Source organism: Winogradskyella aurantia (assembly GCF_002266855.1).
GTDB lineage: Bacteria > Bacteroidota > Bacteroidia > Flavobacteriales > Flavobacteriaceae > Winogradskyella > Winogradskyella aurantia.
This window is the reverse complement of record NZ_NGJN01000002.1, coordinates 85,368-105,873: the sequence shown is the minus strand read 5'-3', so window position 1 is coordinate 105,873 and position 20,506 is coordinate 85,368. Positions and strand designations below refer to the sequence as shown.

The 20,506-nt window shown below is 40.1% G+C and carries 24 protein-coding genes; 20 read left to right on the top strand and 4 right to left on the bottom strand.

What is annotated here, in order from left to right; translation table 11 throughout:
- Positions 1 to 81 precede the first annotated feature (81 nt).
- On the top strand, positions 82 to 1,881 hold the full coding sequence (locus CA834_RS03840; RefSeq protein ID WP_094967356.1) for a sodium:solute symporter: 1,800 nt from the start codon (positions 82 to 84) through the stop codon (positions 1,879 to 1,881).
- 2 nt (positions 1,882 to 1,883) lie between these two features.
- Positions 1,884 to 2,861, top strand: a complete 978-nt coding sequence (locus CA834_RS03835) for a Gfo/Idh/MocA family protein (RefSeq protein WP_240507450.1) — start codon at positions 1,884 to 1,886, stop codon at positions 2,859 to 2,861.
- A gap of 59 nt (positions 2,862 to 2,920) precedes the next feature.
- Here the strand turns inward: CA834_RS03835 and CA834_RS03830 are convergent, their stop codons facing one another.
- Positions 2,921 to 3,766, bottom strand: coding sequence for a DUF2911 domain-containing protein (locus tag CA834_RS03830; protein WP_094967354.1), 846 nt, complete (start codon positions 3,764 to 3,766; stop codon positions 2,921 to 2,923).
- A 273-nt stretch (positions 3,767 to 4,039) separates the two neighbouring features.
- On the opposite strand from CA834_RS03830, the gene CA834_RS03825 reads away from it, so the two are divergent.
- The 18 genes from CA834_RS03825 (at position 4,040) to CA834_RS03745 (ending at position 17,946) form a co-directional block, all read left to right on the top strand.
- A complete protein-coding gene (locus CA834_RS03825) occupies positions 4,040 to 4,696 on the top strand; it encodes a TetR family transcriptional regulator C-terminal domain-containing protein (RefSeq protein WP_094967353.1) in 657 nt (218 codons plus the stop codon).
- Complete coding sequence (locus tag CA834_RS03820) at positions 4,697 to 6,007, top strand: ABC1 kinase family protein (RefSeq protein WP_094967352.1); 1,311 nt, start codon at positions 4,697 to 4,699, stop codon at positions 6,005 to 6,007.
- Complete coding sequence (locus CA834_RS03815) at positions 6,008 to 6,646, top strand: flavin reductase family protein (RefSeq protein WP_094967351.1); 639 nt, start codon at positions 6,008 to 6,010, stop codon at positions 6,644 to 6,646.
- Positions 6,646 to 8,067: an SDR family oxidoreductase gene (locus CA834_RS03810; RefSeq protein ID WP_094967350.1), complete on the top strand. Its 1,422-nt coding sequence runs from the start codon at positions 6,646 to 6,648 to the stop codon at positions 8,065 to 8,067. The genes CA834_RS03815 and CA834_RS03810 overlap by 1 nt, the downstream gene beginning before the upstream one ends.
- Positions 8,064 to 8,207 (top strand): DUF2256 domain-containing protein, encoded by a 144-nt coding sequence (locus CA834_RS03805; protein ID WP_094967349.1) that lies wholly within the window; start codon positions 8,064 to 8,066, stop codon positions 8,205 to 8,207. Before CA834_RS03810 ends, CA834_RS03805 begins: the two co-directional genes overlap by 4 nt.
- Positions 8,183 to 9,493, top strand: coding sequence for a DASH family cryptochrome (locus tag CA834_RS03800; protein ID WP_094967348.1), 1,311 nt, complete (start codon positions 8,183 to 8,185; stop codon positions 9,491 to 9,493). Before CA834_RS03805 ends, CA834_RS03800 begins: the two co-directional genes overlap by 25 nt.
- A 2-nt stretch (positions 9,494 to 9,495) precedes the next feature.
- The gene (locus CA834_RS03795; RefSeq protein ID WP_094967347.1) at positions 9,496 to 10,980 is read left to right on the top strand and encodes a cryptochrome/photolyase family protein; all 1,485 of its coding nucleotides are present in this window, start codon (positions 9,496 to 9,498) and stop codon (positions 10,978 to 10,980) included.
- Positions 10,973 to 12,463, top strand: a complete 1,491-nt coding sequence (locus tag CA834_RS03790; protein WP_206186840.1) for a cryptochrome/deoxyribodipyrimidine photo-lyase family protein — start codon at positions 10,973 to 10,975, stop codon at positions 12,461 to 12,463. Before CA834_RS03795 ends, CA834_RS03790 begins: the two co-directional genes overlap by 8 nt.
- A 102-nt stretch (positions 12,464 to 12,565) precedes the next feature.
- Entirely contained in the window at positions 12,566 to 12,997 is a 432-nt protein-coding gene (locus CA834_RS03785; RefSeq protein ID WP_094967345.1) for a hypothetical protein, read from the top strand.
- Positions 12,994 to 13,266 (top strand): TIGR03643 family protein, encoded by a 273-nt coding sequence (locus tag CA834_RS03780; RefSeq protein WP_094967344.1) that lies wholly within the window; start codon positions 12,994 to 12,996, stop codon positions 13,264 to 13,266. The genes CA834_RS03785 and CA834_RS03780 overlap by 4 nt, the downstream gene beginning before the upstream one ends.
- Before the next feature lie 55 nt (positions 13,267 to 13,321).
- Positions 13,322 to 14,014, top strand: coding sequence for a GTP cyclohydrolase I FolE (folE, locus tag CA834_RS03775; protein WP_094967343.1), 693 nt, complete (start codon positions 13,322 to 13,324; stop codon positions 14,012 to 14,014).
- Positions 14,015 to 14,017: 3 nt separating this feature from the next.
- A complete protein-coding gene (locus tag CA834_RS03770) occupies positions 14,018 to 14,245 on the top strand; it encodes a hypothetical protein (RefSeq protein ID WP_094967342.1) in 228 nt (75 codons plus the stop codon).
- Positions 14,246 to 14,253: 8 nt separating this feature from the next.
- Entirely contained in the window at positions 14,254 to 14,937 is a 684-nt protein-coding gene (locus CA834_RS03765; protein WP_094967341.1) for an SDR family NAD(P)-dependent oxidoreductase, read from the top strand.
- 3 nt (positions 14,938 to 14,940) lie between these two features.
- Complete coding sequence (locus CA834_RS03760) at positions 14,941 to 15,480, top strand: glutathione peroxidase (RefSeq protein WP_094967340.1); 540 nt, start codon at positions 14,941 to 14,943, stop codon at positions 15,478 to 15,480.
- A 6-nt stretch (positions 15,481 to 15,486) separates the two neighbouring features.
- Entirely contained in the window at positions 15,487 to 15,654 is a 168-nt protein-coding gene (locus tag CA834_RS14560) for a Lacal_2735 family protein (RefSeq protein WP_110476924.1), read from the top strand.
- A gap of 3 nt (positions 15,655 to 15,657) precedes the next feature.
- The gene (locus tag CA834_RS03755; protein WP_094967339.1) at positions 15,658 to 16,122 is read left to right on the top strand and encodes a TspO/MBR family protein; all 465 of its coding nucleotides are present in this window, start codon (positions 15,658 to 15,660) and stop codon (positions 16,120 to 16,122) included.
- Between the two features lie 17 nt (positions 16,123 to 16,139).
- Positions 16,140 to 16,601, top strand: coding sequence for an SRPBCC family protein (locus CA834_RS03750; protein ID WP_094967338.1), 462 nt, complete (start codon positions 16,140 to 16,142; stop codon positions 16,599 to 16,601).
- Positions 16,602 to 16,638: 37 nt separating this feature from the next.
- Positions 16,639 to 17,946, top strand: a complete 1,308-nt coding sequence (locus CA834_RS03745) for a cryptochrome/photolyase family protein (protein ID WP_094967726.1) — start codon at positions 16,639 to 16,641, stop codon at positions 17,944 to 17,946.
- 162 nt (positions 17,947 to 18,108) lie between these two features.
- Here the strand turns inward: CA834_RS03745 and murA are convergent, their stop codons facing one another.
- From murA to CA834_RS03730, 3 genes are all read right to left on the bottom strand, one after another.
- On the bottom strand, positions 18,109 to 19,425 hold the full coding sequence (gene murA, locus CA834_RS03740; RefSeq protein ID WP_094967337.1) for a UDP-N-acetylglucosamine 1-carboxyvinyltransferase: 1,317 nt from the start codon (positions 19,423 to 19,425) through the stop codon (positions 18,109 to 18,111).
- A gap of 5 nt (positions 19,426 to 19,430) precedes the next feature.
- Entirely contained in the window at positions 19,431 to 20,078 is a 648-nt protein-coding gene (locus tag CA834_RS03735) for a DUF4290 domain-containing protein (protein ID WP_094967336.1), read from the bottom strand.
- Between the two features lie 88 nt (positions 20,079 to 20,166).
- Positions 20,167 to 20,460, bottom strand: coding sequence for a DUF493 family protein (locus CA834_RS03730; RefSeq protein ID WP_094967335.1), 294 nt, complete (start codon positions 20,458 to 20,460; stop codon positions 20,167 to 20,169).
- Positions 20,461 to 20,506 lie beyond the last annotated feature (46 nt).

The window sequence follows — 20,506 nt, the reverse complement described above, 5'->3', positions numbered from 1 at the left end:
ATAAGATGTATACTATTGTGCTCGTAGCAAATGCACTGTATATTGTTTTGTTTTACTTCATAACGGCCTCATTCGCTTAAAATGTTTCAAACCTTAAATTGGATTGACTGGACTGTATTAGCGGCAACCTTACTTTTTATTGTCGGTTACGGTACATGGAAAACCAGGGGAAGGAAAAGCGCTCAAGATTATATTAAAGGCGGAAATACGTCCCAATGGTGGACTATTGGCCTATCTGTTATGGCCACCCAGGCCAGTGCCATTACTTTTTTATCTACAACAGGGCAAGCCTTCTCAGATGGTATGGGCTTTGTACAGTTTTACTTTGGCTTACCTATAGCCATGATTATTATATGCCTGGTATTTATTCCAATCTACCACCGACTGAAGGTATACACCGCCTACGAATTTCTGGAAAATCGATTCGATTTAAAAACAAGAAGTCTAACAGCTGCGCTATTTCTAATCCAACGGGGATTAGCGGCTGGTATCACCATTTTCGCCCCAGCTATTATTCTTTCCGTAGTTCTTGGTTGGAATATTATAACCCTAAATATTATCATTGGGGTTTTGGTGATCATTTACACGGTTTCTGGTGGCACCAAAGCCGTTACGGTAACTCAAAAACAGCAAATGTTTGTGATCTTCGCAGGGATGCTAGCCGCGCTATTTGTTGTTGTCGACCTAATTCCTAAAGAGGTAAGTTTTGTAGATGCCATTGATATTGCAGGTGCCACAGGCAGAATGCAGGTTCTCGATTTTTCGTTTGATTTGGATAATCGGTATACCGTTTGGTCGGGCCTTATCGGTGGCACCTTCCTAGCCTTATCCTACTTTGGTACAGACCAAAGCCAGGTGCAGCGCTATCTATCGGGAAAATCGATTAAGGAAATGCAAATGGGACTTTTATTTAACGGTTTACTGAAAGTACCCATGCAATTTTTTATCCTTTTGGTAGGTGTTATGGTATTTGTCTTTTACCAATTTAACAATGCCCCTCTAAATTTTATTGATGCATCAACCCAAACGGTTTTGGCCTCAGATTATGCTGCCGAATACAAAGCACTTCAAAAAAAACAGACTATTCTTTACAACAAAAAACAAGCGACTAGCCTTGTTTTGGCCAAACAAAAAAATGAAAGTCTTATCATGCAATTGGCTCAACTGGACAGCCTAGACAAAAACTACCGCCTAAAAGCCAAGTTTCTTATAAAGAAAGCCATTGATTCAGAATACGCCCAAAACTACGAAAGACTCGAAACAAGTCTAAGGGATTTAAACCCCAATTCCGAAGCCTATAATAATACCAAAACAGAGATTGATGAATTGTATAAGTATGCGGCTAAGGACACGCAAACCAATGACAGGGACTATATGTTCATTACCTTTATACTAAACTACTTACCAACTGGGCTTATCGGATTATTGTTGGCCGTAATATTATCTGCAGCTATGTCCTCTACGGCCTCAGAAATAAATGCTTTGGCCACCATCACCTCTATGGATTTGTACGGCAGGAACCAAAAGGAAGATAAAAGTGAAGACCATATGGTTAAGGTAACGAAGTGGTTTACATTAGCATGGGGAATTATTGCGATTATAATTGCATGTTTTGCCAATTTAGCGGAAAACCTTATTCAGCTTGTAAATATTATCGGTTCAATTTTCTACGGGAACGTTTTAGGTATTTTTCTGCTGGCCTTTTTCTTTAAGCCTATTAAGGGTAATGCCGTCTTCTTATCTGCATTAATAACTCAAGTTATTGTGGTTGTTGGTTGGTGGCTTGATTGGATGCCCTATTTATGGCTCAACCTATTTGGCTGTACTTTGGTTATTGCAATAGCTCATGTGCTTCAGCCTATGTTTTCCAAATCGTATTAATCTTGAGTGCTAAAACTATCAATTGGGGTATTATAGGTGCTGGACGAATTGCCGCTAAGTTCGCTGAAGACCTCAATAGTGTTTCTAATTGCCAACTGCTGGCTATTGCCTCAAGAGATTTGGAAAAGGCCAAACAATTTGCGCTTACACACAAGGCACAAAAAGCTTACGGCTCTTACGAAGCCTTAGTAGATGATAGCGGAATTGATGCAATTTATATCGCCACACCACACAGCTTTCATAAACCGCATAGTTTACTGGCCTTAGCCCAACACAAGGCGGTGCTCTGTGAAAAACCATTTGCTATGAACCTGGAGGAGGTTGACGCTATGATTGAGGGTTCAAAAGCCAACAACACCTTATTGATGGAAGCGATGTGGACCATGTTCCTACCTCATTTTCAATATGTCCTAAATCTTGTAAAAAATGGCCATTTTGGAAAAGTCCTTAAACTTGAAGCCGACTTTGGGTTTAATCCAGAATATGACGAAACGTCCAGAGTATTTAAAAAATCACTTGGGGGAGGCAGTCTTTTGGATATTGGTATTTATCCTGTCTTTGCGGCCCTTTCAACCCTTGGAGTTCCAAAATCCATAACCGCAGAGGCTACGTATTTCCCTAATGGTACTGATGCTACCTGCACCATGGAATTCAATTACGATGATGCACAGGCTATTCTTAAAAGTACCTTTTTAGAAGAGACAAAAACTGAGGCAATTTTCCATTGTGAGCGTGGCCTAATTAAGATGAATGGACGCTTCCACCAACCGACTACCGTAACTCTAATATCAGGTAATGGGGATTATAAAACCAAGGATTTTAACTGTACGCGATTCGGTTACAACTACGAAATTGAACATTTCAATACCTTATTGCGACAAGGCAAAACGGAAAGTCCCATTATGCCCTTTGAAACCAGTAGGCAACTCATCCATATATTAGATAAGGTCAGAGCCAAAATAGGACTGGATTATACCTAAAAAAACACGACTCTTGAGGAGTCGTGTTTTTTAAACAATATATTAAAGCATAAGGGAGTTTACATGGCCCCCCATTCCTTTAGGGACTCTGTATTCATTTTTATGTAGTCCGCATTACCTGCAGCTTTAGCACCCTCAAGAGATTGTTTGGCTATTTCTATGGCCTTTTTCTTGTCTCCCATTTTAGCATAAATCAAGGACTGTTGTCTCAACTGCCAAAATCCTGGTTTTTCAATCATGGACATAGCCTTGTTCATCCACTCCTCTGCCTTTTTTAAATCCTTCCCTTCTGTAGAGTAATATACAGCAGCATTATAATAATCTGCAGCAGCCGGACCCGCCATGGTTTTCTCGATTGACGCAGAAACGATGTCATCTGTTGGCACCTCAAGATTTACTGCAGCATAAGTATTTTCCCAGATAAATCCAAGATCGGCCGAATTACTCGTTAAGTTTCCAAACATGATGGTAAAGGTCTCAACGTTCATAGGCATCTCCGCCGTTTCAACCGTTGTTTTTGCAGCTACTTTCGCGTCATCCCATTTTGCAGGAGTTCCCCAATTGTTGGTATCTGAATAAAATACTACATCCCATGAAGTCGCATTTGGTGTCGCAAATATAGCGTAAGAGCCTGCCTTTAGTGTTTGGCCATCAATTGTGACATCATCACTGAAAGAAATCATGGTATTTTTGTTTGCACCTAGGCGCCATAATTTACCATAAGGGACCAAATCCCCAAAAATAGTTCTGCCTTTCATACTTGGCCGAGAATATTCCAAGGTAACGTCAGTTAAACCAACTTTTTGTTCTACCTTACTAAACGGACTTGGTTGAGGCGTTTCAATTTGTGCATTTACAGAGAATATAAGCGTCAATGCAAATGCAAACAGTATTAGTTTTTTCATTTTAAGCGTGTTTAAGTTGTTAGTTTCAATGCGTTAAAATTACAACTTCGAGGGACCGAAATCTGTTAATAAATCCTTAAAATGATAAAGGTCCAACTTAGAACAGCGTCCTCTAAAATGCACGAAGACAATTAAATGTTCAGCTTGGTTTCACTTAATTAACAGGAATCTGAAGCCCAACTTAGCGACATCTCATATAGTCTTGTTAAATTTTGTTTAACCTTATATCAAAATGATTAAACATTATTATCTTTACAGTATAAAATCAATCCAATGGCAAAGAAAAAATCAATCTCACAATCAGACCTTATAGGATTCTACATGGATTACGTGCTAATGCACGATCATAAACCAAAATCCGTATATGCTTTTGCAAAGGACAACAATTTTGACGAATCGAAATTCTATGAGTTTTTTGGTTCTTTCGACGTATTAGAACAATCTATTTTTAAGGTCTTTTTTGACAACACACATACGGCGCTAGATAAGAGTGAAGAATATCAGTCGTTCGATGCACGCAATAAATTACTCAGCTTTTACTATACGTTTTTTGAAAATCTTACGGCGAACAGAAGTTATGTGGTACATGCCTTAGACAGTCACAAGAATTCGATGAAATCATTAAAACTACTCTCGCATCTTAAGAAGAGTTTTACCAACTATATAGAACAATTGGGTATCAAAACCATTGACCTAAACCAAGAGCAACTTACAAAAATTCAAAACAGAAGTCTAAAGGAATCCGCATGGTTTCAATTATTAGTTACCATGAAATTTTGGCTAGACGACACCTCCCCTTCTTTTGAAAAGACAGATATATTTATAGAAAAATCAGTTCAGGCTAGTTTTGATTTAATTGACGTAACACCGCTAAAAAGCATAGTGGACTTTGGCAAATTTTTGTTCAAGGAAAAAGTGCAAATGACTTAGATGAAAAGCATAGACAGTATACCTATTACTAAAATATCACGAGCGAGCAAGCTCGTATCCACTGGTGCCAAGGTTGGTGTAAACTACCTTAAGTATTACGGTGATAAAATGGTTAATTCCAAGGATGATGCCAAGGAACGCCTTAATCAAAACAATGCTGAGGATATTTACGACAGCTTAAAGCAATTAAAAGGTAGTGCACTCAAGGTTGCTCAAATGCTTAGTATGGAGAAAAGTATTCTGCCGCAGGCTTATGTAGAGAAATTTTCACTCTCTCAATTCTCGGTGCCACCGTTATCACCACCACTAGTCATAAAAACATTTAAAAAATATTTTGGGAAAAATCCCGAAGACCTTTTTGATACTTTCAATGCAACCTCAGTAAACGCTGCCAGTATTGGTCAGGTCCACCTTGCAAGTAAAGATGGGAAAAAATTTGCTGTGAAAATTCAATACCCTGGGGTTGCAGAAAGTATTGCATCAGATTTGGCCTTGGTAAAGCCCATTGCCATTAAGATGTTTAATATTAAAGGAAAGGATTCCGATAAATATTTCAAGGAAGTTGAAAACAAATTGACCGAAGAAACAAATTACATCCTTGAAGTAGAACAAAGTAAAGCGGTTGTAGAGGCTTGCAAACACATCCCAAATTTAAAATTTCCTCAGTATTACGAGGAATTATCCTCGGAACGTATTATTACCATGGACTACATGAAAGGGGAACATCTTTCAGAATTTGTAGCGCATAATACCGATCAGGATAGGTCTAATACTTTGGGGCAAGCGCTTTGGGATTTCTACATGTTCCAAATACATAAATTAAAAAAGGTTCATGCCGATCCACATCCTGGAAATTTTTTAATATCGGAAGATGGTGAGTTAATCGCTTTGGATTTCGGCTGTATGAAAGCCATTCCTGAAGAGTTCTACGTCCCCTATTTCGAATTGGCTAAGAAGGAAAGTCTTGAAAATCCAGAATTTTTTACCAAAAAATTATACGAGTTGGAGATTTTAAGACCAGACGATTCTAAAGAGGAAATAGCTTTTTTCAGCACTATGTTCCACGATTTGTTGAGTTTGTTTACCCAGCCCTTTCACCATGATACCTTTGATTTTTCAGATCCAGCATTTTTCAATCAAGTGTCAGAAATGGGTCAACGCTACTCTAAAAGTACAGAGCTTCGCAATATGAACGGTAATAGAGGATCAAAGCATTTTATATATATCAATAGAACCTTCTTTGGGCTTTACAATCTCATGTTCGATTTGAAAGCTGAGAATGTTAAAATCAACAATTTTATAAACCTATAAATGGCAGAATTTAGTCGTAAGGATATTGACCAGATGCATCACTTGTACCGCATCAACTTAATAAACAGTTGTAGTGGCTACAAATCGGCAAACCTTATTGGGACTAAGTGTTCTGACGGTATAAGTAATGTTGCTGTTTTTAGTTCTATCACGCATTTGGGCTCAAATCCAGGTCTCCTTGGCTTCTTTTTAAGACCAACGACGGTAATTAGAAATACCTATGACAATATAAAGGCTACGGGACAATACACCATAAATCATATCCATAATAATATACTGGAAGACGCGCACCACACCTCAGCTAAATACGATAAGGGCATTTCAGAGTTTAATGTCACACAACTTGAGGAGGAATACAAAGAGGGTTGTAGTGCACCCTTTGTTAAGGATTGTCCTGTACAAATGGCTATGTCCTACGTGGAAGAATATCCCATAAAAGCGAATAATACTATTTTGCTCATTGGCAGAATAGAAAAACTATTTGTTCCAGATAGTTTATTGGAGAAAGATGGCTTTATCAATCTGTCCAAAGGGCAAGTCGCTACAATTAACGGACTTGATGGCTATGCCGTTCCGGAGTTAAAAGCAAGACTAGAATACCAACGGCCAAAGCCTCAATTTATAAAGGATAATGGCTAATGAAAATCTTAATCACAGGAACTACTGGCTATATAGCCAAGCGACTAGCCCTTCAGCTACTCGAAGAGGAGCATGAGCTCGTATGCTGCGTCCGAGATATGGAGCGTATTCCTGATGAAATAGAAGATCATCCCTCCTGCACATTCATTAAGGTTGATTTTTTAAAGCCCGAACAGGCTGTAATTCCTGAGGATATTGAAGCGGCCTACTATTTAATCCATTCCATGTCCACAGATTCAGATGATTTTGAACGTTTGGAAAAGGAGTGTGCCCAAAACTTTAAAACACTTATTGAACCTACTCGATGCGAACAGGTCATTTACCTGAGTGGTATTGTTAACGATGATTCATTATCCAAGCACCTCAAGTCGAGATTACAGGTAGAGGAAACCTTAAAGTCCGATAGCTATGCCTTAACCACCTTTAGAGCTGGGATTATTGTGGGCAGTGGCAGCGCATCATTTGAGATTATCCGGGACATTGTAGAAAAGCTGCCGGTTATGGTAACACCAAAATGGTTGAATACCAAAACACAACCTATTGGTATTAGAGATGTACTGAGTTATTTATCTGGGGCTCTCGGCAAAAAAGAACTTTACCATAAGGCGTATGATATTTATGGTCCTGAGATATTAACCTATAAAGAATTACTGCTTCAATTTGCCGAAGTTCGTGGGCTAAAGCGACGAATATACACCTTACCCGTTTTAACCCCGAAACTATCATCGTATTGGCTATACTTTGTGACGTCTACCTCGTTTCAATTGGCTCAAGCTTTGGTGGACAGCATGAAGGTAGAGGTTATCGGTAAACCTAGCGATATCAATGACTATATAGACGTAAACCCAATGTCTTACAAGGCGGCAGTAGAACTCGCTTTCCAACGTATTCAACAAAAATCGGTGGTTTCCAGTTGGAAGGACGCTGTGAGTAGCGGTGTATTTAAGGACCAGCTCTCAAAGCACATAGAATTACCACAGTACGGCTGTTTTAAGGATGTTCGCTTCCGCGAAATCAAAGACGAAGCCTACACCTTAAACCGCATATGGAGTATTGGGGGAAGAAACGGTTGGTATAGCTTTAATAAGCTATGGAAAATAAGGGGCTATATCGACAAATTGTTTGGAGGTGTGGGTCTAAGACGTGGCAGAACGCACGACTCCTATTTAGAGGCGGGCGACCCCTTAGATTTTTGGCGGGTCTTATTTGCTGATAAGGAGGAAAAGCGCCTATTGCTCTTTGCGGAAATGAAACTTCCCGGTGAAGCTTGGCTCGAGTTTAAGATTGTGAAAAACAGGCTCTACCAACGGGCTGTATTTAGGCCTAAAGGTGTTTGGGGGCGACTGTATTGGTATATGGTACTGCCTTTTCATGCCTTTGTATTTAAAGGAATGATCAATGCCTTGATAGAGCCCCAATGAGAGGTGTTAAAAAAGGGAACTTACCCACAAAGATATGTCCCGTTTGTGGGCGGCCCTTCACATGGCGCAAAAAATGGTCAAAAGATTGGGACAACGTAATCTATTGTAGTGAACGATGCAGAAGACAGAAAACAACATAAATTTAGTATGGTTTAGAAACGACTTGCGCCTGCGAGACAATGCCGTACTTCATAAGGCTTGCGACTCCAGCGCCAGGGTAATTGGACTTTATTGTATAGATCCAAGACATTTTGAACCGACGGCCTACGGATTTAAAAAAACCGAAAGATACCGCGCTAAGTTTTTACTCGAAACCTTAAGGAACTTAAAAGCACAACTTCTGGAACTAAATATTGACCTCTTCATATACCTCGATAGACCAGAGACTACGGTTCCTAAAATTTGCCAACAGTACCAAGTGACAGACCTTTTCTTGCAGAAGGAATGGACCCAAGAGGAAGTAGATATGGAAAACCAGGTGAAGTCGACTTTAAATTCCAAGGTCAACTGGCATGCACTATACAATCAGTTACTTTATCACCCGGACGATATCAATTTCGACATATCAAAAACACCACAGGTCTTTACGGTATTCCGAAAGAAACTTGAGAAGTACGTCCCTATTCGAAAGGAAGTTATATGCTCAAAACGACCAGAATCTAACCGTATTGATCCGGTTACAAGTATGCCGTTGTTACAGGATTTAGGCTTTGAGGATTTTGAACAGCCTCCACATTCAGCCTTTCCATTTAAAGGCGGAGAGACCGAAGGCTTAAAACGTTTGAACGATTACTTCTTCCAAACCAAGAAATTAGGCTACTATAAAAAAACACGAAATGGCCTGGTTGGGGTGGACTACAGTTCCAAGTTTTCACCATGGCTTGCTAACGGTAGTCTCTCTCCCAGAACCATCTACTGGAAGGTAAAGGAATTTGAACAGGAACACTACAAAAACCAATCCACTTATTGGCTGATTTTTGAACTGATATGGCGCGACTATTTCAAATATGTATCCATGAAGCATGGCAATCAGATATTTAAGTTAGAAGGTATTTTACGAAAGGATTACGAGTGGTCACAAGATAAAAATCAAATCGATAATTGGATAAATGGTGAAACCCATTCGGATTTTGTAAATGCCAACATGATTGAATTAAAGGAAACCGGTTGGATGAGCAATCGCGGACGGCAAAACGTGGCCTCCTATTTTGCCAAAGAACTGGAGCTCGATTGGCGCATTGGCGCTGCTTATTTTGAGTCACTATTGATTGATTATGACGTGCATAGCAATTACGGCAACTGGATGTATGTCGCTGGTGTAGGCAATGACCCAAGAGATCGAAAATTTAATGTAAAACTGCAGGCCGAACGTTATGACAGTAATGGAAAGTATAGAGCCTTGTGGTTACAACCAAGTTTGTTTTAAGTATGGACCAGCATCATGTACATATAATATTTCCACATCAATTGTTCAAGACCTCGGCAGCTCTTGATGCGGTAGAGGTCATATATCTTGTTGAGGAGTTTTTGTTCTTTAAACATTATAAATTTCACAAACAAAAAATCGCATTCCATCGGGCTTCCATGAAGGCCTATGCTCAATATCTAGACTCGAGGCAAAAAAAAGTAACTTATGTAGAAGCTACCGATGACCGAAGTGACATTCGATCCCTGTTGGCACACTTGACCAAGGAAGGTGTTGAAACCGTTCACATCACAGATCCCACTGATAATTGGTTGGAAAAGCGGATTAAGGCGTCATCAAAAAATGTAAAGGTAGAGTGGTACGACAACCCTTTATTTATAAATACCAAGGCGGATTTAAATGACTTTTTTAAACCTTCTAAAAAGAAATTTTTTCAGACCTCCTTTTATAAGTCGGAACGAAAGCGCAGAAACCTACTGATGGTTTCTGGCGAGCCTGAGGGTGGTCAATGGACTTACGATACGGAGAACCGAAAGAAATATCCAAAGGATAAAACGCCCCCTAGCCTTCAGTTTCCAGATAAAAGCGAATACCACAAGGAAGCTGAAACTTATGTAAATGAACATTTTGATTCCCATTACGGTGAGTTAAGCGATTTTGTGCTCTATCCCATTGATTTTTCATCTGCTGAAGCCTGGTTACAAGGCTTCCTTGAACAGCGCTTTCATGAGTTTGGCGCCTATGAAGATGCTATCGTTAAGGAAGAGCATTTTTTAAATCACAGTTTATTGTCTCCATTGATAAATGTCGGACTCCTTAGTCCTTCTGATGTGATAGACAAGGCGATTGCCTATGCTGAGGAACATAAGGTTCCTATTAATTCCACCGAAGGCTTTGTTCGTCAAATATTAGGTTGGCGTGAGTTTATCAGAGGGGTTTATGAGGTTAAAGGCACCGAAGAGCGCACCAAGAATTTTTGGCAGTTTTCCAGAAAAATCCCGAAGTCCTTTTATACAGGCACGACGGGTATACAACCTGTTGATGATGTCATTACTAAAGTTATAAAGACCGGCTATGCACATCATATAGAACGCTTGATGGTATTGGGCAACTTTATGGTGCTCTGCGAATTTGACCCGGATGAGGTCTACAAATGGTTTATGGAACTTTTTATTGATGCTTACGACTGGGTAATGGTTCCCAATGTTTACGGTATGAGTCTATATGCTGACGGTGGTCTTATGTCTACCAAACCCTACATTAGCAGTAGTAACTATATCATGAAGATGAGCAACTATGCCAAAGGGGATTGGCAAGATACTTGGGATGGCTTATTCTGGTCCTTTATGGATAAGCACAGCGACTTTTTTTCAAGTAATCCCAGATTAGGTATGCTCCTGGGCAACCTTAATCGAATGAACCAAGACACCAAGGAGACGCATTTTAAAAATGCAGCACAATTTTTGAAGGCCCTAGATAATGAATAAGAAAGAACCTATTAATGTCGTTTGGTTGAAACGCGACCTACGTTTGGAGGATAACGAAGCTATAAGCAATGCGCTATCCGCAGAAAAGCCTGTGCTCTTGCTTTATGTTTTTGAGCATATGCTATTAAATGACAAGCATTACAGTGCGCGGCATTTCAATTTTATAAAGGAATCCATCAAAGACCTAAATACCCAGTTAGCACGCTTTAGCACTAAGGTATTAACAGTAACCAGCGACATTACCAACGCCTTTAACCAAATTCAGGAGTTTTATAAAATCGATACGGTGTTTTCGCATGTGGAAACGGGGATTTTATTAACCTATAATCGCGATAAGGAATTTACAAGGTATTGCCGCAATAATTTCATTAAATGGGTTGAGAACAAAAATAATGGCGTTGAACGTGGATTGGTTAACAGAGATCATTGGTTTGAAAGCTGGGATGATTATATGAATGCCGATTTAGAGACCTTTAATCCTGAACCCCACCAATTCCTGGATTTTAACGCTATTGCAGATTTAGAGAAGGTACTGTCGATAACGGACCTCGACACTCCGGAAGAATCAGAATTTCAAAAAGGTGGAAGCACTACAGCTTGGGCGTATGCTAATTCATTTTTTGAGCAACGTCACAGTGACTATATGTTCAACATTTCAAAACCTGAAGCTTCACGTACCAGCTGTAGTAGGCTCTCACCGTATATTTCTTGGGGTAACCTGTCTATACGTCAAGTGTTTCAAAAAGCTAAAGAGGTTAAGGAAAAAACCAAGGATAAAAGGCATATCACTGCGTTTATGTCACGATTGCGATGGCAGGCCCATTTCATCCAAAAGTTTGAAATGGAGCATACCATGGAGCAAGAAAGTGTCAACAAAGGCTATCATAAACTAAAAAAACAAATCTCTGAACGCTATCAAAAAGCCTGGCGTGAAGGACAAACTGGATTTCCCTTGGTAGACGCCAGTATGCGCTGTTTAATTGAAACGGGTTATGTCAATTTTAGGATGCGGGCCATGCTAGTATCTTTCTTCACTCATATTCTATGGCAACCCTGGCAAGACGCGTCGACCCATTTATCCCAACAATTCTTGGATTTTGAGCCAGGAATCCATTTTCCGCAATTACAGATGCAGGCAGGAGAAACTGGAATCAATAATATAAGAATATACAATCCGGTAGCCAATAGTTTAAAGCACGACCCAGATGCCGTTTTTATAAGAAAATGGGTGCCCGAACTTGCCAAACTCGATACGCCATTTGTACATGAGCCCTATATCATGACAGAGATGGAACAAGCCTTCTACAACTTTAAACGTGGAGAAGACTATCCCGAACCAATTGTAGACATAAAGGACAATTGGAAACGTGCCAGCGATATTTTATGGAATATGAAAAACGACCCGGAGGTCGTCCGTGAAAGTTTTCGCATATTAAAACGACATACTCTAAGCGACAGAAGCCGAATGCTTAAAACAGACTGATTGAAGGTCAAAATAGATGTAAATTCTTACATTCATAATTCTCTGTTAATTTTTGTTCAACTTTTACATCAAAAGGTTAAACATTTGTAACTTTACATCAGTATGATACTTAACACGACCCATTTTAATAAAGACCACAAGCAAATCATTGAAGATTTGGTAGGGCCTGCTTTCTCTTTGGTACAGAAGTTGAAGATGAAGGGTGTGGGCTCTAAGCGTATGATTGTGGATGAGGTAAGTCCTAATATGCAGTCTATGATGAATGTGGTCTCGGACCTCAATTATGCCAATATTGAGCTTAGGCCAAAAGGCATATTGATAATGATTACGAAAGGGCACAAAAGCTTTACCTGGATCATACCTTTTTACCAATTGGTAATCTATAAGGTGAATGGATCGAGTATTCATGCCCAAGGACGTTTTATCCATTTTAAGGATAATACCACGTTCAGGGAGAATAAGCGCTTTTTTGACAAGCTCTTGGATGCGAAAGTAAAGTACGATATGACCTATGCAATGCCGACTGACTTATGACATTAACGCCAAGAGACATAGACCGAATCATTGAAATGGCCTGGGAAGACCGCACACCGTTTGATGCGATTACCTTTCAATTTGGTTTGAAAGAGCAAGACATCATAGAATTGATGCGGCGCGAAATGAAACCCAGCAGTTTTAGAATGTGGCGGGCTCGCGTTCAAGGCAGAGCTACAAAACACAGTAAAAAAAGAACCTTTGACGAGGGTAGATTTAAATGCTCCCGTCAAAGAACAATTTCAAATAACTCTATATCAAAACGATAAACCGTGCTTTGATTTAAGTTTGGAGTACTTAAAGACAGCACATTAAAAAGATTCTATGAAAACAGAAACACTTACAAAAAAGAATGGTCACAAATTAAACGGATTCTCCATTGATGATATCGGTGATGACCATTTATTTACAGGCCTAGACACACCTATGAAGCCAAATGCTTTTGAGATGTCGAATGAGGAGAAAAAAGAACGCATCTCTATATTATTTTCAGAAATAATGGACGTGTTGGGGCTTGATTTAACGGATGACTCCTTAAAAGGAACACCAGATCGGGTAGCCAAAATGTATATAGAGGAAATATTCTCAGGCCTAGACCCTAAGAATAAACCCAAGGTAGCCCTGTTTGATAATAAGTACCAATACAATCAAATGTTGGTAGAGAAGGATATCACCTTTTATTCTAATTGCGAACATCATTTTGTTCCAATAATAGGGAAGGCACATGTGGCGTATATCTCTTCAGGAAAGGTCATTGGACTATCTAAACTTAACCGTATAGTACAGTACTATGCCAAACGGCCACAAGTGCAAGAGCGCTTAACAGAGCAGATTGCCAATGAACTTAAAACCATTTTAGGTACTGAGGACGTTGCCGTGATTATAGATGCCAAACACCTCTGTGTATCTTCACGAGGCATTAAAGATGATACTTCTGCTACAGTGACAACGCATTACAGCGGTGCCTTTAATACTCCAGAAAAAATCAATGAACTTCAAAACTATATAAACAATTAAGCTATGGATATTATAGAAAAAGCAGTTGAATTTGAAAACAGGAAGCTCTCATTTAAAACAACCAGCGATAGAATAGTCGCTGCACGAGAGGCTAAGGACTTAATTCTTGGTGTCAACGAAATTTACAAAAAGAAAAAGGATGCCAAGCTTATGGACTTAATGAAACGTCTAACCGTCATTAAACAGAAAATAGAAAAACGGTTAAAAGGAAGACCTTTAACCGCCGCATAAAACACTATATGAAAAAGATAATAATTATTGGGGGAAGTAAAGGTATAGGCAACGCTATTGTCAAAACCTTACTTCCTTCACATAAGGTGATAAACATAAGTAGAACTAAGCCTGATGAAGCCCATGAAAACTTGACGCACTACACTTGTGATGTCCTTCAGGGCGACCTCCCGGATATTGATGAAGCCGATGGTTTGGTTTACTGCCCAGGAAGCATTAACTTAAAGCCCATAAACCGTCTAAGTACCGAAGATTTTAAGAATGATTTTGAAATTAATGTTCTTGGAGCCGTTACGGCGATTCAGAAGTACTTGCCAGCGCTTAAAAATGGCACTAACCCATCTGTGGTGTTATTTAGTACCGTTGCGTCTAAATTAGGCATGCCGTTTCACGCGTCCGTAGCTGCATCAAAATCGGCTGTGGAAGGTTTAACCAAATCCTTAGGTGCCGAGCTTGCGCCAACTGTTCGTGTCAATGCTATTGCACCCACCGTAACCGATACGGACTTAGCGTCTAAATTGTTACGCAATGATAGAATGATAGAAAACATGAAAGAGCGTCACCCGCTTAAAAAATATTTACAACCCGAGGAAGTTGCGGAGATGGCCAACTTTTTACTATCAGACAAAGCCGCGTCGCTTTCAGGTCAAATATTTGAGATGGATTGTGGTATTGTAAGCTTTAAAATATAATCTATGAATCCACTTAAGGCCTTTGTGGGCACTATTACAACAACAGACAAGGATGTAACACAAGATGCCCAGCAGCCTATCTACGATATTGCAATTAATAGCTTACAAGGTAAGCCTATCGATTTATCGGAATTTAAAGGAAAGAAAATACTGTTTGTGAATGTGGCCTCAAAATGCGGTTTTACACCGCAATATCGCGAGCTACAGCAACTGCATGACACCTATAAGGATACCCTAGTGGTCATTGGTGTACCCTGTAATCAATTTGGAAAGCAGGAACCAGGCAGTTCTGAGGACATCGAGGAATTCTGTGAGGTCAATTACGGTGTTACCTTCCTTATCACGGAAAAGGTAGATGTTAAAGGGGCACAGCAGCATCCATTGTACAAATGGTTAACGACAAAAGCCATCAACGGCAAGCAAAATTCTTCCGTGAAGTGGAATTTTCAAAAATATTTGGTGGATGAACAGGGTCAATTTGTAGACTACTTCTACTCTATCACCAAACCGATGAATTCACGTATTACCTCACATCTTAAATAAGAAATTATGTTCGGACTTTTTAAAAAGACCTCAGAATTAGATAAATTGCAAAAGCAATATGAAAAACTAATGGCTGATTGGCATAAACTTTCTACGACTAACAGGGCTGAGAGCGATAAAAAATATGCCGAAGCCCAAAAGGTTTTGGAGCGCATCGAAGCCTTAAAAGGGTAGTACTTGAAAAAGACATATTACGCCATACTGTTCCTCGTCATTAACTTTGGCGGATTGGCCTTGGGAGGCTGGTTTATGGACGGTGGCCCAACCTCAGAATGGTATAGCAATTTAAATAAAGCCCCATGGACACCACCAGGTTGGGTCTTTGGAGCAGCTTGGACATTCATCATGATTTGTTTTTCATGGTATCTGGCAGAATTGTTTGCCAATAGGGCGTCTAAGTTTTTGTGGTGGCTATATGCCTTGCAGGTGGTACTTAATGTCAGTTGGAACTGGATATTCTTTAATCAGCATCAAGTGACCTATGCCCTTTTAGCTATAGCCCTACTGACCTTAGTCATCTTCTATTATTTTATAACCTTTAGGAACGACCGTTTAAAATACGCCAAATACCTCCTACTACCCTATTTGATTTGGTTGTGCATAGCGACCTCATTAAATGGCTATGTGGTATTTAATAACTAAACATAACCTAAGAATCTGTGAAACTTTACACCTTACATAAAACCCAACGCTTACCCATTGACATGGCAACGGCTTGGGATTTCTTGAGCAATCCTAAAAACCTGTCAAAATTAACACCGCCAGAAATGCAGATGACAATAATTTCTGGGGCAGACAGACCGATGTATGCAGGTCAAGTATTACAGTATAGCGTAACCCCCTTGCCTGGCTTTAAGACCAAATGGGTGAGCGAGATTACACAGTACGACGAGGGTAAGTATTTTGTGGATGTGCAGCTCTACGGGCCCTACGCTTTTTGGCACCACAAGCATTTTATCCACAAAATTGATGGTGGTGTGGAAATGGAAGATATTATAGATTACAAGGTCCCTTTTGGAATCCTAGGCCAATGGGTGCACCCTTTTTTAGTAAAGCCTAAGCTAGACGCTATTTTCCAGTTTAGAAAAGAACAGATGGAAGCTATTTTTGGCAACTATTAACTCAAACTTTATTAACGAATTAAACAATGGTTTCATCATGAATGACCCTATTAGTATATTTTGGTTTAGACGCGATTTAAGATTGGACGATAATGTTGGACTTTACAAGGCCTTAAAAGCCGAGCGCCCTGTGATGCCCATCTTTATCTTTGATTCTGAAATTTTAGATAAATTGCCCAAAGACGATGCTCGGGTCAGCTTTATCCATGATACCTTACAAGCCATGAGGCAAACCCTTCAAGACCAGTATGGCAGTAGCTTAGCGATATTCCATGGTAAGCCTATAGACATCTTTAAAACCCTTGTTAAAGATTACGATATAGCTGCGGTCTATACCAACCGTGATTACGAGCCCTATGCCAGAACACGTGATAGCGAAATTGAGGCACTTCTAACCGAACATGCTATAGCATTCCATACGTTTAAGGACCAAGTTATTTTTGAAAAGGATGAGGTCGTTAAGAAAGATGGCGACCCTTACGTGGTATACACGCCGTATATGCGCACCTGGAAGGACACCTTCAAAACAATAGACTTTACTATTTACAATACTGAAGACGCTCTCGATAATCTCGTGGCCCATTCGCGCTTGCCTAACCTAAGCCTGTCAGATATTGGTTTTGAAAGATCTTCCCAGAAGATCCATCCCTACGATGTGTCCCCAACGCTCATCAAGGAATACGAAGACACCCGGAATTTTCCTGCCCAGGAAGCGACCTCACGTTTGGGACCGCACTTGCGCTTTGGAACAGTGAGCGTTCGCAAGATGATGCAAAAAGCCATGGCCGAGGAGAACGAGACCTTTTGGCAAGAATTGATATGGCGCGAATTTTTTATGCAAATCCTGTGGCATTTCCCAAAGACCAAGGACAAGTCCTTTAAGTCTAAATACGACCGTATTGAGTGGCGAAATGACGAAGACGATTTTAAAAAATGGTGCGAGGGAAAAACAGGCTATCCCTTGGTTGATGCCGGTATGCGGCAACTGAATGAGACCGGTTTTATGCACAACCGTGTGCGTATGTTAGTGGGTAGTTTTTTGTGCAAACACCTCTTAATTGACTGGCGATGGGGTGAATCTTATTTTGCTGAGAAACTACACGATTACGAGATGGCGAGCAATGTGGGCAACTGGCAATGGGTTGCAGGATCTGGCGTAGACGCGGCACCTTACTTTAGGATTTTTAATCCAACGACACAAATCGACAAGTTCGATAAAAATAGAGCCTATATAAAAAAATGGGTTCCAGAATTTGATACGGAGCAGTACCCGGAAAAAATGGTAGATCATAAAGTGGCAAGGGAACGCTGCCTAGAAACCTATAAGACAGCCTTAAATCAATAAATTATAAATTTTTAATGCGCAGCACAATAAAAACAAATCCCTGACGTTACAAAATGTAAGACAGCGATGTCTTCAAAGAAATAACCATTTCAATAAACAATTAAAAAAGCCTTGATTAGTCTCAAGGCTTTTTAGTTGCTTCTATTTTAAATTCTACTAAAACTAGTTGGTATCCAAACGCTGAATCCTAGCACCAATAGACCGTAAGCGCTGCTCTATATTCTCGTAGCCGCGATCAATTTGTTCTATATTATGTATGGTCGATGTACCTTTGGCAGACAATGCCGCTATTAATAAAGAGATACCTGCCCTTATATCTGGAGAGGTCATGGTGGTGGCCTTTAACTGTGATTTAAAGTTGTGCCCTATGACTGTTGCCCTATGCGGATCGCACAAAATGATCTTGGCGCCCATATCAATTAGCTTATCCACAAAAAACAAGCGGCTCTCAAACATCTTTTGATGTATCAATACCTCCCCTTTGGCCTGTGTGGCAATCACCAGGACAATACTTAAAAGGTCTGGTGTAAAACCGGGCCATGGTGCATCCGCTACCGTAAGTATGGAGCCATCAATAAACTTTTGGATTTGATAACCATCCGTATGTGCGGGAATATGAATATCGTCTCCCTGCTGTTCAACGGTAATCCCTAATTTTCTAAATACATTGGGTATTTGCCCTAGGTCATCCCAACTCACACCTTTAATGGTCAGCTCACTTTTTGTCATGGCAGCAAGACCAATCCAGCTACCAATTTCAATCATATCCGGCAACATGGTATGCTCGGTACCTTTTAAGCTATCCACCCCTTCAATGACGAGCATATTAGACCCTATTCCTGAAATCTTCGCGCCCATGCGGTTAAGCATCTTACACAATTGTTGCAGGTAAGGCTCACATGCAGCGTTATATATGGTTGTGGTACCTTCGGCCAAAACAGCTGCCATCACCACATTTGCAGTTCCGGTTACCGAGGCTTCGTCCAGAAGCATATAGGTACCTTTTAATTTTTCGGCCTCTACACCGTAGAAGTGGTCCTCTCTATTGTACCTAAAACTGGCTCCGAGATTAATAAAACCTTCAAAATGAGTATCTAAACGGCGACGCCCAATTTTATCGCCTCCAGGTTTTGGTATATAACCTCTACCAAAGCGAGCCAACAATGGCCCCACGATCATAATGGAACCTCTTAAGCTGCCTCCCTCGATCTTAAATTGTTCGGATTCTAAATAGTTCAGGTTGATATTATCGGCCTTAAAGCTATACGAATTAGGACCTAATTGGTCTACCTTTACCCCAAGATTAGACAGTAAGTTTATAAGCTTGTTGACATCTACAATATCAGGAATGTTGTGTATTGTAACGGTTTCTGGTGTGAGCAGTACAGCACATAGAATCTGCAATGCTTCATTTTTGGCGCCTTGAGGCTTGATAGAACCTTGAAGCCTGTGGCCACCTTCGATTTTAAATGTTCCCATACGTTTTAATAACGTTTTCTATTGCTGGAATATTTCTTTTTAGTTTTTTTTGAGCCACTTTTATGTCCGCTGTACTTGGACTTAGTGCGCATAAGGCTTGTTGCATCGGTAAGGTCTTCCTCGCTGTTCTTAAGGTTGATTTTCCCGTTGGACAATTCATATAAATGTTTGAAGATGACCTCGTCCTCAACGGTATCCTTATTCCAATTGAGGTAGCATTTTTTCATGTGGTTAGCAATGGTATAGACCAAAGCTTCTTTCATGTCACCTTCTTCCCAAGTACAGGCCACATCTATCATGGTCTTGATATTGTTGCCGTAAAAGCGGTATTTGGGATGGTTTTGTGGGTACCTTAAAGGGTCAGGTCTTGAGCTCAGTTCTTCCTTGGAGGGTTTTGGATATGGTGAATCTGCATCCAATTCAAAATCGGCCATAATAAAAAGCTGATCCCATAACTTGTGCTGAAAATCCGGTACGTCCCTAAGATGGGGCTGCAAATTTCCCATAACGGAAATAATGGCCTTTGCTAATTTATTGCGTTCTTCTTTTGTTTCGCGAGATTTGGCATAGTTAATCATCTTTTGAAGATGACGGCCATATTCTGGTATAATTAAATGTTCCCGCTCTGTGTTGTATTCTAAATCGTCAATCAAAATGGTAAATTGTGTAGTGTGTTATTGTTAACCCGTAGCGTTTAGGTCTGTCGCAAAGTACAAAAAAATACGGAGCTTCCCCGAACTTTTAAAGAGAAATTACACCTTCTATCTTTGCGGCCACTTCCTTATATTTTACGATAACAGCATCTGGGTTTTTCATACGCACGTTCACAGAGACACTGGTGTACTTGCCGTTCTTTGATAATCTCGTGGTTATCACGGCACCCTGATGGTTAAATAAGGATTTTAGCTCATCTATCTTGGCCTCTTCGGTAATGACGATAAATTTATAAAGATATTCGGTAGGCCAAAGTGCAGTATCCTGCAGTTGCCCTTTTAACTTTATATAGAATTCTTCTGTTTTACGGTTTTCGTCCATGCTAAAATTTTTCAATTGCAAAGATACAGCTATCTTCGCATTTTTC